This window comes from Falsiroseomonas oryziterrae (assembly GCF_021864505.1).
GTDB classification, from domain to species: domain Bacteria; phylum Pseudomonadota; class Alphaproteobacteria; order Acetobacterales; family Acetobacteraceae; genus Falsiroseomonas; species Falsiroseomonas oryziterrae.
In genome coordinates this window covers 1-13,404 of record NZ_JAKJIB010000082.1, presented here as the reverse complement: position 1 = coordinate 13,404, position 13,404 = coordinate 1, and the positions used below count along the sequence as shown (strand labels likewise).

Sequence of the window (13,404 nt, the reverse complement as noted above, 5' to 3'; positions counted from 1 at the left end):
GCTGCCGTTGGCGACGGCGACGGTCTCGGGTCCCGCCACCGTCGCGCCGGCGGCGTCACGGACCGAGAAGGCGACCTGCGCCACCGGGCCGCCCACGGTCGCCTGCGCCGGCAGCGGCCCGCCCGCGGTGATCCCGCCGGCGAGCGGGGCGAGCAGCAGCGTCATCGCCACGGCGCTCGCCATCTGCCGTACCGAGAAGCGCTGCGCGGCGGAGCGGTTGACGCGGAAGGGCGCGGCGAAGCTGTCCGCCACCAGGCCCGACGCGATCGTCGTCGCGGTGCGCACCGTGGTGAAGGTCAGCGCGTCCGAGGCCTGCAGGAAGATGACGTCGCCGGCCGCGAGCCTGGCGGCAGCGGGCGCGAAATAGCCGGCGGCGAGGGCCGTCGCGCGGCTGTCGTCCGTGCGATAGAGCCAGAGCGTGAAGCCGCCCGTGGCGACGAGCGAGGTGAGCGAGGCGTTGTCGAAGGGCATGCGGGGCTCCGGGCATGCGCAAGCGCCGCGGGGCCTTGCGGCCTGCGGTGTGCGACGCGCAGGCACTGTGGCCTGCGGGTTACGACGGAATGTTTGGAGGGGCCCGGGAGGGTCGGCGTGCAGACGCACGACGCCCCGTGGCAGAAGCGTTGTAGCGCGGCCGGCCTCGGCAGGTCAAGAACAAAATCCTATCCGCGGGTGCGTAGCGTACCGCGACCCCCGTGCTAATTTCGGCGCGATTCGGCCGGGGATTCCGTGATGCTGCTGCGACGCCTGATGCTGCTGGGTGCCTGTCTCGGTGCGCTCTTCGCCGCGCCGGCAAGCGCGCAGGACCGCGTGCTGAATGTCTTCAACTGGAACGACTACATCGACCCCTACATGGTCCAGCGCTTCACGCGCGAGACCGGGATCCGCGTGCGCTACGACGTCTTCGACAGCCTCGAGACGCTGGAAGGCCGCCTGTCCGCCGGGCGCAGCGGCTTCGACATCGTCGTGCCGACGAACGAGCCGACCTTCTCGCGCCTCGCCCGCGCGGGCGGCTTCCGGCCGCTCGACCGCAACCTGATCCCGAATCTCCGCAACCTCGATCCCGTGCTGCAGCGGCAGATCGCGAGCTCCGACCCCGACAACCGGTTCGGTGCGCTGTACCTGTGGGGGACGATCGGGCTGGGAGTGAATCCCGACCGCATCCGTGCGCTGGCGCCGGACGCGCCGCTGGACAGCCTCGCGCTGCTGATGGACCCGACCCATGCGCGGCGGATCGCGCGCTGCGGGATCACCATGATGGATAGCGCGATCGACGTGATCCCGACCGTGCTGCGCTATCTCGGGCGCGACCCGAACAGCACTGCGGAGGCCGATCTCCGGGACGTGGAGCGCGCGCTGATGGCGATCCGTCCCTTCATTCGCAACTTCTCGACCGGCGGCGCGATCGAGGCGATGGCCGCGGGCCAGTCCTGCCTCGCCTTCGGCTATTCGGGCGACATGATCCAGGCGGGGCTGCGCGCGCGCGAGGCGAACCGCGGCGTCACGGTGCGCTACGTCGCGCCGCGGGAGGGCGCGCAGCTGTGGTTTGACCTGCTGGCGATCCCCGCCGACGCGCCGAACCCGGAGGCCGCGCACGCCTTCATCAACTTCCTCCTGCAGCCCGACGTGATGGCGAGCATCACCAATCACGTCCGCTACCCGAACGGCGTGCCGGCGAGCCGCGCGCTGGTGGACCCCGAGGTGGCGAACGACCCGGCGGTCTTTCCGCCGGACGAGCTGAAGGCGAGCTTCTTCACCATCGGCCCGGTGCCGCAGGCCGCCGAGCGCGCGCGGTCGCGCATGTGGGCGCGGTTCAAGGCGGGGCGGTGAGCCGAACCGCCGATAACCTGCCCTTCCTGCGCATCGAGGGTGTCACCAGGCGCTTCGGCGCCTTCACCGCCGTGGACGATGTCTCGCTCGACATCGACAGGGGGGAATTCTTCGCCCTCCTCGGCGGCTCGGGCTCCGGCAAGTCCACGCTGCTGCGCATCCTGGCGGGGCTGACCGAGCCTGATTCCGGCCGCGTCGTGCTGGACGGGCAGGACATGACCGGCGTGCCGCCCCACGCGCGGCCGGTCAACATGATGTTCCAGTCCTATGCGCTGTTCCCGCACATGAGCGTCGCGCAGAACATCGGCTACGGGCTGCGCATGGAAGGCGCGCCGCGCGCCGCGATCCGCGACCGGGTGGCGGAGATGCTGGCACTGGTGCGCATGGAGGGGTTCGGGGAACGCCGGCCCGCGGCGCTGTCGGGCGGCCAGCGTGCCCGCGTCGCGCTGGCCCGCGCGCTGGCCAAGCGACCCAAGCTGCTGCTGCTCGACGAGCCACTCTCGGCGCTCGACAAGAACCTGCGCGAGGCGACGCAGTTCGAGCTGCAGGCGATCCAGGAGCGCACCGGCACCACCTTCGTCATCGTCACCCACGACCAGGAGGAGGCGATGACGCTCGCGACGCGCCTGGCCGTGATGGATCACGGCCGCCTGGTGCAGGTCGGCACGCCGGGAGAGGTCTACGAGTTCCCGAACAGCCGCTTCGTCGCAGACTTCCTCGGCACGGCGAACATCTTCGACGGTGTGGTGGAGGCGGGCGGGCCCGAGGCTGCGCGCATCAGGTCCGCGGAGCTCGGCATGGCATTCGTCTCCGCCGCCCCCGCTCCGGGACCCGCGGGGATGCCGGTTTTCGTGGCACTGCGGCCGGAGCGGCTGCACATCGAGCGGGCGGCACCCGACGCCACGACGGACGAAAACCGCCTGGTCGGCCGGGTGCGCGACATCGCCTATTACGGCGACTTCTTCATGTTCCATGTCGAGCTGCCTGGCGGCCGGACGATCCGCGTCAGCCAGCCCAACCTGCGGCGCATCACGGCGCGGCCGGTGGACTGGGACGACCGGGTTGCCGTGACCTGGGACGCCGACGCGGTGATGGTGCTGCCCGAATGACGGCGGCCACCCGCCGCGCGCTGGTGCTCGCGCTGCCGGTGGCGTGGATGCTGCTGTTCTTCGCCGCGCCCTTCGCCATCGTTCTCGCCATCGCTTTCGCCGAAAGCGTGGAGGGCATCCCACCCTTCGCGCTCGCGCTGAACCCGGCGAATTTCGCGCTGCTGCTGGAAGACCCGTTCTACGCCGAGGCAGTGCTGCGCAGCCTGCGCGTCGCGGCTGTCTCCGCCACGCTGTGCCTGCTGATCGGCTACCCGATGGCGCTCGCCATCGCACGCGCGCCGGAGCGCTGGCGCGAGCCGCTGCTGCTCGCCGTCATCCTGCCCTTCTGGGCCTCCTTCCTGCTGCGCATCACCGCCTGGATCGGGCTGCTGCAGGACGATGGCTGGATCAACGGCGCGCTGATCGGACTCGGGTTGCTCTCCGAGCCGCTGAAGCTGCTCTACACCGACCTCGCCATGTATGTCGGCATCACCTATTGCTACCTGCCCTTCATGGTGCTGCCGCTCTACGCCACGCTGGTGAAGCAGGACCCCGCGCTGCTGGAAGCGGCCGAGGACCTGGGCGCGCGGCCCTGGCGGGCCTTCCTCACCGTGACGCTGCCGCTCTCGCTGCCCGGCGTGGTCGCGGGCTTCCTGCTGGTCTTCATCCCGGCCGTCGGCGAGTTCGTGATCCCGGAGCTGCTCGGGGGGCCTGGCGCGCAGCTGATCGGGCGCGTGCTCTGGACCGAGTTCTTCCAGAACCGCGACTGGCCGCTCGCCGCGGCCCTGGCGGTCGTGCTGCTGCTCGCCGTCGTGCTGCCGATCGCGCTGTTCCAGAATCGGGCGGCGAAGCCGTGAGGCGGATGGGCCGGCTGCTGGTCCCGCTCGGGCTCGGCTTCGCCTTCCTCTACCTGCCCATCCTGCTGATGGTCGTCGTCTCCTTCAACGACAGCCGGATGGTGACGAGCCTGACGGGCTTCTCGACGCGCTGGTACGCCTCCCTCTGGAGCAACGCGCCGCTGATGGAGGCGCTGTTCCTCTCGCTGCGGATCGCCGCCGTCGCGGCGACCATGGCGACCATCCTCGGTGTGCTGGCCGGCTTCGCGCTGGCGCGCTTCGGGCGCTTCCGCGGGCGTGGCGGGTTCGCCGGCATGATGGCGGCGCCGCTGGTGATGCCGGAGGTGATCACCGGCCTCTCGCTCCTGCTGCTCTTCGTCGCGCTGGAGGCGGCCTTCGGCTTCCCGGCCGGGCGCGGCGCCGGCACCGTCGCGATCGCGCATGCCACCTTCGGCGCGGCCTATGTCGCGGTGGTGGTGCAGTCGCGGCTGTCCGACATGGACCTCAGCCTGGAAGAGGCGGCGATGGACCTCGGCGCCCGGCCCTGGCGCGTCTTCGCCACCATCACCCTGCCGCTGATCGCCCCCGCCGTCGCGGCGGGCTGGCTGCTCGCCTTCACCCTCTCCCTCGATGATTTGGTGGTGGCGAGCTTCGTCTCCGGCCCGGGCGCCTCCACCCTCCCGATGGTGGTGTTTTCCGCCGTCCGGCTGGGCCTGACGCCTGAACTCTACGCGCTGGCGACGGTGCTGATCGGGGCCGTCGGCGGGGCGTTGGTGCTGGCCTTCGTGGTGCTGCGGCGGCGCGACCGTGGCGCATCCCTGCCATGATGCTGCCGCGCCGGTCCGCGATGGTTCGTCCCATGGGCAAGCTGCCTGTCCTCGTCCTGCTGCTGCTCGCGCTGGCCGGCTGCGCCGAGCGCTGGACGCGGCCCGGCACGACCGAGGCCGAGGCGGATGCGATGAACGCCGCCTGCACCGACCAGTCGCGCCTCGCCGTGCCGCAGCAACTGGTCTGGCAGATGGTCGAGTCCTCCCGCATCGAGCGCGATCGGCGCTGCTGGCGCGATGGCGGGCGGGAGGTCTGCCGGGTCTATTCGCGCTACATCCCGCCCCGCTACGCCTGGGTGGACATGAACACCTCCCCCCGCGACGCCTGGCGGCGGGAATGCATGCGGGCCCAGGGCTTCAGCTTCGAGGGCTACCGCCCGCTCCGGCTGCAGTAGGGCGGTGGACGGTCGCGGGGGACGGGTCTAGGACAAGGTCCGGCCGCGGCTGGCGGCCTGTCGCACGGACCGCCCGACCATGAACCTCATCGCCGACCGCCTCGACCGGATCTCGCCCTCGCTCACCATCGCCATGACGGCGAAGGCGCGCGCGCTGAAGGCGGAGGGGCGCGACATCATCAGCCTGGCCGCCGGCGAGCCCGACTTCGACACCCCGCGCAACGTGAAGGACGCCGCGATCGCGGCGATCGAGCGCGGCGAGACGAAGTACACCGACGTCGCCGGCACCATGGCGCTGCGCAAGGCGGTCTGCGAGAAGTTCAAGCGCGACAACAACGTCGACTACAAGCCGGAGGAGATCCTGGTCGCCACCGGCGGCAAGCAGGTGATCTTCGACGCGCTGGTCGCCACCATCAACCCGGGCGACGAGGCGATCATCCCCGCCCCCTGCTGGGTCAGCTACCCGGACATCGTGGCACTCGCCGAAGGCAAGCCAGTGATCGTGCCCTGCGGCCCGAACCAGGGTTTCCGGATCACGCCGGAGCAGCTGGAAGCGGCGATCACGCCGAAGACCAAGTGGTTCATCCTGAACAACCCCTGCAACCCGACCGGCGCGGGCTATTCGGCGGCCGAGCTGAAGGGCCTCGCCGAGGTGCTGATGCGGCACCCCGATGTCTGGATCTTCTCCGACGACATCTACGAGAAGCTGACCTATGGCGGGCTGAAGTTCGCGACGCTGGTCGAGGTCGAGCCGCGGCTGAAGGAGCGCACCGTCACGATGAACGGCTGCTCCAAGGCCTATGCCATGACCGGCTGGCGCATCGGCTTCGCCGGCGCGCCGGTGAAGCTGATCAAGGCGATGGACAAGCTGCAGAGCCAGTCCACCTCCAACACCAGCAGCATCTCCCAGGCCGCGGCGATCGAGGCGCTGACCGGCCAGCAGGACAGCGTCGAGGAGATGCGCAAGGTCTATGAGCGCCGGCGCGACCTGGTCGTCGGCATGCTGAACGAGGCGCCCGGCCTGCGCTGCCCGACGCCGGAGGGCGCCTTCTACGTCTTCCCGGACCTGCGCGGCTGCCTCGGCAAGACCAGCGCTGGCGGGCGGAAGATCGAGACGGACGAGGATTTCTGCCTCGGCCTGCTCGAAGAGCAGGGCGTGGCCGCCGTGCACGGCGCCGCCTTCATGTTCCCCGGCCATTTCCGCATCAGCTATGCGACCGACGACGCGTCGCTGCGCGAGGCCTGCACCCGCATCCAGAAGTTCTGCGCGGGGCTACGCTGAGCTTCCAGTTCCGCCCCGCGGCGGAGCCCGACTTCGACTACGTCCTCGACCTCTCGATCCGCACCATGCGCGCGCATCTGGAGCGGATCGGGCGGTTCGACCCGGCGCGCCGGCGCGCCCGCATGCGCCAGCACCTCGACGCAGGCAGCCTGCGCGTCATCGAGCGCGACGGCGCGGGTTTCGGCTGCCTCGGCCTCTACGAGCGCGGCGCGGCGATGGAGCTGCACAGCTTCTTCCTCGAACCCGCGCTGCAGGGCAGGGGGCTCGGCGCCGAGGTCTTCGCCGCGCTGCGCGCGCAGCATCCGGGCCGGGGCTGGTGGATCGAGGTGCTGAAGGACAGCCCCGCGCGCCGCTTCTGGGAACGCCAGGGCTTCGTCCTGACCGGCGAGCAGCCCTTCGACTGGATCCTGGAACGCCCTGCGGCCTGAGCGTGCCGGCGCGCGGCCGCTCGCCTTGGCGGGCCGGGGCGCGCTGCCTATGGTGCGGGCTCCATACGGCCCAGGAGTGTACCGCCCGCCATGCCCGCGCTCGCCAACCGGCTGAAGGATATCGAGCTCGCCGCCTCGGCCATCATGACCACCAAGGCGCGCGAGATCGCGGCGAAGGGCGGCAAGGTGATCAGCCTTGCCATTGGCGAGCCCGATTTCGATACGCCGCGCCACGCGATCGAGGCCGCCTACAAGGCGGCGCTGGCGGGCGACACCAAGTACCCGCCGCAGGACGGCACGAAGGCGCTGAAGGAAGCGGTGCAGCGGAAGTTCAGGCGCGACAACAACCTCGACTACGCGCTGGACGAGATCATGATCGCCAATGGCGGCAAGCAGGTGATCATGAACGCACTGCTCGCCACCTGCGACCCGGGCGACGAGGTGCTGATCCCGGCGCCCTTCTGGATCAGCTACGCCGACATGGCGAAGCTCGCCACCGCGAAGCCCGTCTTCGTCAACTGCCCGCAGAACAACGGTTTCAAGCTGCGCCCGGAGGATCTGGACGCGGCGATCACGCCGAAGACCAAGTGGCTGTTCCTGAACTTCCCGAACAACCCGACCGGCGCGGCCTGCTCCCGCGCCGAGATGAAGGCGCTCGCGGAGGTGCTGCTGAAGCACCCGCATATCTGGGTGCTGACCGACGACATGTACGAGCACCTCGTCTATGACGACTTCGAGTTCTGCACGATCGCGGAGGTCGAGCCGCGCCTGAAGGACCGCGTGCTGACGGTCAACGGCGCCTCCAAGACCTATGCGATGACCGGCTGGCGCGTCGGCTTCTGCGGCGGGCCGAAGGCGCTGATCAAGGCGATGGTGAACATGCAGAGCCAGCTGACCAGCGGCATCAGCACGGTCGGCCAGGCCGCCGCGGCCGCTGCGCTCGACGGGCCGCAGGACCTCGTGAAGGAACGCGCCGCGATCTACAAGGCGCGGCGCGACATGGTGGTGGAGATGCTGAACGCCGCCCCCGGCATCGCCTGCCACAAGCCCGAGGGCGCCTTCTACGTCTTCCCGAACGTCGCCGGCTGCCTCGGGCGGACCAGCGCGGGCGGGCGGAAGATCGCCACCGACACCGACTTCGCCCTCGCGCTGCTCGAGGAGAAGCATGTCGCCGTGGTGCAGGGCGCGGCCTATGGCATGAGCCCCTACATCCGCATCTCCTACGCCACCGATACGGAGAGCCTGCGCGAGGCATGCGCGCGCATCCAGGAGTTCTGCCGCGGGCTGGGGTGAGAAGGCCGTGCGCTTCCCCCTCCCCTCGCGGGAGGGGGCAGGGGGAGGGGGCTCGCGCTGACCGAATCATGACGCCAAAGACCCCGCTATCACCTGCCGACGGCGTGCTCCTGCAGCACGCGCGCGAGATGCGCCGCGAGATGACGGCGCCGGAGCGCCGGCTCTGGTCCGCCTCGCGCCGCGATGCGCTCGGCGTGAAGGTTCGGCGCCAGGTTCCGCTCGGATCCTTCATCGCTGACTTCTACGTGCCGGCTGCGCCTCTGGTGATCGAGGTGGATGGCATGACGCATGACGACGCGAGCGCGGACGCCGCGCGGGATGCGTGGCTTGCGGCACGTGGCGTCGTGGTGCTGCGCGTCACCAATGCCGACGTGACGCGCAACCTGGACGGCGTGGTGGCGCGGGTCGTCGAACTGGTTGAGGCCCCTTTGGCCCCCCCTCCCCAGCCCTCCCCCGCGAGGGGGGAGGGGGACGCTTGACCGCACTCCTCCGCCCCGGCACCGACGAGGACGCCGACGGCTTCATTCGCCTGATCGGCGATTGCTGGTCGGAGTATCCGGGCTGCATCCTCGACGTCGACGGCGAGCTGCCCGAGCTGCGTGCGCTCGCCACCTATTTCCGCGAGGCTGGCGGCGCGCTCTGGGCGGCGGAGCGCGGCGGGCGCGTGGTGGGCATGGCCGCGGCGCGTCCGCTCGGCCACGACGCCGCCCATGAGATCTGCAAGGTCTATGTGGACAAGGCTGAACGCGGCACCGGCCTCGCCCACGCGCTGATGGCGGCCGCGGAGGCGCATGCCCGCGACGCGGGGGCGGAGCGCCTTGTGCTCTGGACCGACACACGCTTCGAGGCAGCGCATCGCTTCTACGAGAAGCGCGGCTTCGTGCGGCAGGGCTCCATCCGCATCCTCGACGACATCTCGAACAGCCTGGAGTTCCGCTACGCCAAGCCGCTGACCGGCCTGGCCGTGGAAGCGCTGGACGCCGCCGCGGCGGCGAGCGCCGAGCGGCGCCTGACGGACCTCCTCGTCGCCTGCGTCGCGGATGGCGCGAGCCTGACCTACCTGGCGCCGCTCTCGCCCGCTGCCGCGCAGGGCTACTGGAAGCAGGTCTCGTCGCAGGTGGCGCTCGGCAAATGCGTGCTGCTGGCCGCCTGGCTCGACGGCGAGATGGTCGGCACGGTGCAGCTGCTGCTCGACATGCCGGAGAACGCGCCGATGCGGGCCGAGGTGGCGAAGCTGATGGTTGCCCCGCAGGCGCGCGGCCGCGGCGTCGGGCGCGCGCTGATGCGCCGCGTGGAGCAGACGGCGCGCGGCATCGGCCGGCGCGTCCTGGTGCTCGACACCCGCGCGGGCACGCCGGCGGCGTCGCTCTATGCGTCGCTCGGCTGGACGGAACTCGGCACCATCCCTGGCTTCGAGCTGGGGCCGGACCGCCAGCCGGCCGATGTGGTGTTCTTCTGGAAGGCACTCGGATGACCACGAGCCTGATCACGCCGGACTATGTGCGGCTGATGGCTGCGTACAATTCGGAGATGAACCGGCGCCTCTATGCCGCCGCGGACCGCCTGACGCCGGCGCAGCGGACCGAGCCGCGCGGCGCCTTCTTCGGCTCCGTGCAGGGCACGCTGAGCCACCTGCTCTGGGGCGACCGCACCTGGATGCACCGCTTCGACGGCTGGGAGAAGCCGGAGGGCGGGATCCGCACCAGCCCCGGCCTCTATCCCGACTGGGACGCGCTGAAGGCCGCGCGCCTCGCGGCGGATGCCGCGATCGAGGATTGGGCCGCGCGGCTCGACCCCGCCTGGCTCCAGGGTGATCTCGGCTGGTTCAGCGCTGCGCTCGGGCGCGACGTCACGCGGCCGCGCGCGGTGCTGGTCGTCCACTTCTTCAACCACCAGACGCATCACCGCGGCCAGGTGCATGCGCTGCTGACCGGCTTCGGGGAGCAGACCGGCGACACCGACCTGCCGTTCATTCTCCCGTTTGACTGAGAAAGCCGTCGAGGGCCGCCAGCACCTCCTCCGGCGCTTCCTCGGCCAGGTAGTGGCCGGACTTCACTGGCCCGCCGGTGACCGGCCCCTCGGCATAGCGGCGCCAGACCGACAGCGGTTCGTACCATTTGCCGATCTTGCCCTTCGCCCCCCAGAGCGCGAGCAGCGGGCAGGCAACACGCAGCCCGGCGTCGCGGCTCGCGCGGTCGTGCACCAAGTCGATCGTTGCCGCGGCGCGGTAGTCCTCGCAGATCGCCTCCACCGTGCCCTGGGTGCGCAGCGCGGCGAGGTAGTCGGCGCGTGCCTCCGGATGGAAGAACCCCCTGTCCTTCGGCTCGCGCGAGGTGTGCAGGTCGAACCAGTCCTCGACGTCGCGCAGGATCATGCGCTCCGGCGCCGGATGCGGCTGGGCCAGGAAGAACCAGTGGTAGTAGCCCATCGCGAAGTCTATCCCGGCCGTCTCGAAGTGATGCAGCGTCGGCACGATGTCCATCGTGCAGAGCCGCGCGACGGCCTGCGGCGCATCCAGCGCGAGCCGATGCGCGACGCGGGCGCCGCGGTCATGCGAGACGACCTGGAAGCGCTCATGGCCGAGGCCGCGCATCAGCGCGAGCATGTCGGCGGCCATGGCGCGCTTCGCATAGGCCGCGTGGTCGGCCGAGACGGGCGGCTTCGAGGACAGCCCGTAGCCGCGCAGGTCCGGGCAGACCACCGCGAAGCGCCGCGCCAGCACGGGCGCGACCTTGTGCCACATGGCATGGGTCTGCGGGTTGCCGTGCAGCAGCAGGACGGGCGGCCCCTCGCCGCCACGTCGCAGCCGCAGCCGCACGCCCTCCGCGCCGTCGCGTGTTTCCTCGATGAAGTCGTCGAACATGCCGATCCTCCGTTGGCTGGATACCCCGCCCGTTGACCCCTGCCGAGACACGGGCGCAGCCTGACGGCGGCACATGGTCGGGAGGACGCAGGATCATGCGGGTTGCCGTGATCGGCATCGGGCGGATGGGCTGGCCCATGGCGCGACGCCTGCTCGAGGCGGGCCACGCCGTTGCGGTGCAGGATGCCGCGCCGGGCCGCGCTGCCGACTTCGCCGCGCGGCATGGCGGCCGCGCCGCTGCGACACCGGCCGAGGCGGCGGAGGGTGCGGAGGCGGTCGTCACCATGCTGCCGACCAGCCGCGAGGTCGCGGCCGTGATCGCGGCGATGCGGCCTGCGCTGCAGCGCGGCGCAGTGGTCGTGGAGATGTCGTCCGGCGAACCGTCTGCGACGCGCGCGATCGCCGGGCAACTGGCGGCCGAGGGCATCGCGATGGTGGATGCGCCGGTCTCGGGCGGCGTGGCGCGGGCGGAGACCGGGGAGCTCGCCATCATGGCCGGCGGCGAGGCGGCCGAGCTGGACCGTGTCATGCCGCTGCTGCGCGCCATGGGCACGACCGTGACCCATTGCGGCGGCATCGGCGCGGGGCAGGCAATGAAGGCGCTGAACAACCTGGTCAGTGCCGCGGGTTTCCTCGCGAGCGTCGAGGCGCTGATGATCGGCCGCCGCTTCGGCCTGGATCCGGCGACGATGGTGGATGTGCTCAACGCCTCCACCGGCATGAACAACAGCACGCAGAAGAAGCTGAAGCAGTTCGTGCTGTCGCGCGGCTTCGATTCCGGCTTCGGGCTGGACCTGATGGTGAAGGATCTCGGCATCGCGCTCGGCGTGGGGCGGGAGACTGCGACGCCGGCCCCGCTCTCGGCCCAGGTCCGGGAGCTCTGGGCCGCCGCCGCCGGCGCGCTGGGCCCCGGGCAGGACCACACGGCCGCGGCGCGCTTCGTCGAACTGCTGTCCGGCGAGGAACTGGCCTCGCCGCAAGTGGCGCGGAGGGGCTAGGCCATGTGGCAGGTGCTGGCGCTGCGCTACGGCGCGCATGAGCGGACGGCGCAGGCGAATTTCCTGATGCCCGTTGCGGACGCGCATGACGCCATGCCGATCGACTATTTCGTCTGGCTGCTGCGCGGTCCCGACGGCCGCGAGATCCTGGTGGATACCGGCTTCGATCCGGAGACGGCGGCACGGCGCAACCGCCCGCTGCTGCGCACGGTGGATGCGGCGCTGCGCAGCGTCGGCACGGCGCCGGAAGCGATCCGCGACGTGATCGTCAGCCACCTGCACTACGACCACGCGGGCAATCTCGGCCTGTTCCCCAACGCTCGCTTCCACATCCAGGACCGCGAGGTCGCCTTCGCCACGGGGCGGCACATCTGCGCCGCCTGCATCCGCGCGACCTTCGAGGTCGAGGACGTCGTGAAGCTGGTCCGCGCCGTCTATGCCGCGCGCGTCGTCTTCCACGACGGCGAGGGCGAGGTCGCGCCGGGCGTCACCGTCCACCGCGTCGGCGGCCACACGGACGGGATGCAGATGGTGCGCGTGGCCACCGCCCGCGGGCCGCTCGTGCTGGCGGTGGATGCGCTGCATTTCTACGCCAATGCCGCGCGGGAGAACCCGTTCCCGATCCTCTTCGACCTTGGCGCGATGGTGCAGGGCTGGCGGCGCGCGAAGCAGCTTGCCGGCGGCGACGAGACCCTGGTGATCCCGGGCCACGACCCGCTGGTGCGGGTGCGCTACCCGAAGCTGGACGAGGCGGGCGAGGCGATCCGGCTGGACCTGCCGCCGATCGCCTGAGCCGCCCGGTCGGCAACGGGCTATTCGTAGGCGAAGGAATACCCCGCCAGCCCGAGGCCGACGACGGCGAAGAACATCGACAGCCCCGGCCAGGTCGGCTTTGGGCCGCGATAATGTGCGAAGTACCAGTTGAGCGCGAAGGAACCGAGCAGCGCCGCGGTCGCATCCGCCCAGTGCCCCTGCACGAAGCCGCGCACGATCAGCGCACCCCAGGTGATGAGCGAGGCGAAGGCGAGCCCGCGCCACACCAGGTCGGCGACCGGGTTCTCGGGCCGCATGCGCGGGTCGGGCGACTGGGTGTGGATGTAGGCCGCGACGGAGAGCAGCAGCGCGGCGATCAGGGCGGCGGACATGGCTCGCCCGCTTAGTCGCGGACCGGGCCTCTCGGCAAGCGGGTCAGGCGGGACGCCCGCCGAGCAGCAGTCGCAGCCCGAGCGCGAGGAACAGCATGCCCGCGAGCCCGTCCAGCCAGCGCGCGCCGGCGGACAGCCGGTCGGCCGCGCGGTCCGCGCCGTGGATGATCAGCGCATAGACCGGCAAGGCCATCAGCGGCACGAGCGGCCCGAGGATCGCCATCTGCAGCCAGGCCGGCGCCCGGCCCGGATCCACGAATTGCGGGAGGAAGGCCAGGAAGAAGAGCGCGACCTTGGGATTCGTCAGGTTGGTCACCAGCCCGTCGCGGAAGGCCGCGCGCGCGGGTGCCGCCGGCTGCAGCCGCGCCCCGCCGCGCCAGGCTGCCCGCAGCGCGCCCTGCGCCAGCCACAGCAGGTAGAGC

At 71.2% G+C, this 13,404-nt stretch carries 17 protein-coding genes; 13 read left to right on the top strand and 4 right to left on the bottom strand.

The window, feature by feature from the left end; all coding sequences use genetic code 11:
- Window positions 1–471, bottom strand: a 471-nt coding sequence (locus L2I40_RS09285; protein WP_237214622.1) for a hypothetical protein, incomplete at its 3' end; no start/stop codon positions are given.
- 258 nt (window positions 472–729) lie between these two features.
- Between L2I40_RS09285 and L2I40_RS09280 the strand changes: the two genes are divergently transcribed.
- From L2I40_RS09280 to L2I40_RS09230, 11 genes are all read left to right on the top strand, one after another.
- The gene (locus tag L2I40_RS09280) at window positions 730–1,827 is read left to right on the top strand and encodes a polyamine ABC transporter substrate-binding protein (protein WP_237214621.1); all 1,098 of its coding nucleotides are present in this window, start codon (window positions 730–732) and stop codon (window positions 1,825–1,827) included.
- Complete coding sequence (locus L2I40_RS09275; RefSeq protein ID WP_372491036.1) at window positions 1,800–2,936, top strand: ABC transporter ATP-binding protein; 1,137 nt, start codon at window positions 1,800–1,802, stop codon at window positions 2,934–2,936. Before L2I40_RS09280 ends, L2I40_RS09275 begins: the two co-directional genes overlap by 28 nt.
- Window positions 2,933–3,772: an ABC transporter permease subunit gene (locus tag L2I40_RS09270; RefSeq protein ID WP_237214619.1), complete on the top strand. Its 840-nt coding sequence runs from the start codon at window positions 2,933–2,935 to the stop codon at window positions 3,770–3,772. The genes L2I40_RS09275 and L2I40_RS09270 overlap by 4 nt, the downstream gene beginning before the upstream one ends.
- Window positions 3,773–3,777: 5 nt before the next feature.
- A complete protein-coding gene (locus L2I40_RS09265) occupies window positions 3,778–4,578 on the top strand; it encodes an ABC transporter permease subunit (protein ID WP_237214618.1) in 801 nt (266 codons plus the stop codon).
- A gap of 32 nt (window positions 4,579–4,610) precedes the next feature.
- Window positions 4,611–4,973, top strand: coding sequence for a hypothetical protein (locus L2I40_RS09260; RefSeq protein ID WP_237214617.1), 363 nt, complete (start codon window positions 4,611–4,613; stop codon window positions 4,971–4,973).
- Window positions 4,974–5,052: 79 nt separating this feature from the next.
- The gene (locus L2I40_RS09255; protein ID WP_237214616.1) at window positions 5,053–6,255 is read left to right on the top strand and encodes a pyridoxal phosphate-dependent aminotransferase; all 1,203 of its coding nucleotides are present in this window, start codon (window positions 5,053–5,055) and stop codon (window positions 6,253–6,255) included.
- A gap of 65 nt (window positions 6,256–6,320) precedes the next feature.
- Window positions 6,321–6,683, top strand: a complete 363-nt coding sequence (locus tag L2I40_RS09250) for a GNAT family N-acetyltransferase (RefSeq protein ID WP_237214615.1) — start codon at window positions 6,321–6,323, stop codon at window positions 6,681–6,683.
- A 90-nt stretch (window positions 6,684–6,773) separates the two neighbouring features.
- Window positions 6,774–7,976, top strand: a complete 1,203-nt coding sequence (locus L2I40_RS09245; RefSeq protein WP_237214614.1) for a pyridoxal phosphate-dependent aminotransferase — start codon at window positions 6,774–6,776, stop codon at window positions 7,974–7,976.
- 68 nt (window positions 7,977–8,044) lie between these two features.
- Window positions 8,045–8,455, top strand: a complete 411-nt coding sequence (locus L2I40_RS09240) for an endonuclease domain-containing protein (protein ID WP_237214613.1) — start codon at window positions 8,045–8,047, stop codon at window positions 8,453–8,455.
- Complete coding sequence (locus tag L2I40_RS09235; RefSeq protein WP_237214612.1) at window positions 8,452–9,450, top strand: GNAT family N-acetyltransferase; 999 nt, start codon at window positions 8,452–8,454, stop codon at window positions 9,448–9,450. Before L2I40_RS09240 ends, L2I40_RS09235 begins: the two co-directional genes overlap by 4 nt.
- A complete protein-coding gene (locus tag L2I40_RS09230) occupies window positions 9,447–9,965 on the top strand; it encodes a DinB family protein (RefSeq protein ID WP_237214611.1) in 519 nt (172 codons plus the stop codon). Before L2I40_RS09235 ends, L2I40_RS09230 begins: the two co-directional genes overlap by 4 nt.
- Here the strand turns inward: L2I40_RS09230 and L2I40_RS09225 are convergent.
- The gene (locus L2I40_RS09225; protein WP_237214610.1) at window positions 9,946–10,839 is read right to left on the bottom strand and encodes an alpha/beta fold hydrolase; all 894 of its coding nucleotides are present in this window, start codon (window positions 10,837–10,839) and stop codon (window positions 9,946–9,948) included. The two genes, L2I40_RS09230 and L2I40_RS09225, sit on opposite strands and share 20 nt — an antisense overlap.
- A gap of 95 nt (window positions 10,840–10,934) precedes the next feature.
- Between L2I40_RS09225 and L2I40_RS09220 the strand changes: the two genes are divergently transcribed.
- Together L2I40_RS09220 and L2I40_RS09215 are read left to right on the top strand one after the other, a co-directional pair.
- Window positions 10,935–11,837, top strand: a complete 903-nt coding sequence (locus L2I40_RS09220; RefSeq protein ID WP_237214609.1) for an NAD(P)-dependent oxidoreductase — start codon at window positions 10,935–10,937, stop codon at window positions 11,835–11,837.
- Between the two features lie 3 nt (window positions 11,838–11,840).
- On the top strand, window positions 11,841–12,629 hold the full coding sequence (locus L2I40_RS09215) for an N-acyl homoserine lactonase family protein (RefSeq protein ID WP_237214608.1): 789 nt from the start codon (window positions 11,841–11,843) through the stop codon (window positions 12,627–12,629).
- 20 nt (window positions 12,630–12,649) lie between these two features.
- On the opposite strand, the gene L2I40_RS09210 is transcribed toward L2I40_RS09215, so the two are convergent.
- A complete protein-coding gene (locus L2I40_RS09210; protein WP_237214607.1) occupies window positions 12,650–12,982 on the bottom strand; it encodes a hypothetical protein in 333 nt (110 codons plus the stop codon).
- Between the two features lie 43 nt (window positions 12,983–13,025).
- On the bottom strand, window positions 13,026–13,404 hold a 379-nt coding region (locus tag L2I40_RS09205; protein WP_237214606.1), incomplete at its 5' end, for a LysE family translocator.

Coding starts and splice junctions, on each gene's coding strand:
- L2I40_RS09280 (WP_237214621.1), top strand. CDS start 730: ATGCTGCTGCGACGCCTGATGCTGCTGGGTGCCTGTCTCGGTGCGCTC.
- L2I40_RS09270 (WP_237214619.1), top strand. CDS start 2,933: ATGACGGCGGCCACCCGCCGCGCGCTGGTGCTCGCGCTGCCGGTGGCG.
- L2I40_RS09265 (WP_237214618.1), top strand. CDS start 3,778: ATGGGCCGGCTGCTGGTCCCGCTCGGGCTCGGCTTCGCCTTCCTCTAC.
- L2I40_RS09260 (WP_237214617.1), top strand. CDS start 4,611: ATGGGCAAGCTGCCTGTCCTCGTCCTGCTGCTGCTCGCGCTGGCCGGC.
- L2I40_RS09255 (WP_237214616.1), top strand. CDS start 5,053: ATGAACCTCATCGCCGACCGCCTCGACCGGATCTCGCCCTCGCTCACC.
- L2I40_RS09250 (WP_237214615.1), top strand. CDS start 6,321: ATGCGCGCGCATCTGGAGCGGATCGGGCGGTTCGACCCGGCGCGCCGG.
- L2I40_RS09245 (WP_237214614.1), top strand. CDS start 6,774: ATGCCCGCGCTCGCCAACCGGCTGAAGGATATCGAGCTCGCCGCCTCG.
- L2I40_RS09240 (WP_237214613.1), top strand. CDS start 8,045: ATGACGCCAAAGACCCCGCTATCACCTGCCGACGGCGTGCTCCTGCAG.
- L2I40_RS09230 (WP_237214611.1), top strand. CDS start 9,447: ATGACCACGAGCCTGATCACGCCGGACTATGTGCGGCTGATGGCTGCG.
- L2I40_RS09225 (WP_237214610.1), bottom strand. CDS start 10,839: ATGTTCGACGACTTCATCGAGGAAACACGCGACGGCGCGGAGGGCGTG.
- L2I40_RS09220 (WP_237214609.1), top strand. CDS start 10,935: ATGCGGGTTGCCGTGATCGGCATCGGGCGGATGGGCTGGCCCATGGCG.
- L2I40_RS09215 (WP_237214608.1), top strand. CDS start 11,841: ATGTGGCAGGTGCTGGCGCTGCGCTACGGCGCGCATGAGCGGACGGCG.
- L2I40_RS09210 (WP_237214607.1), bottom strand. CDS start 12,982: ATGTCCGCCGCCCTGATCGCCGCGCTGCTGCTCTCCGTCGCGGCCTAC.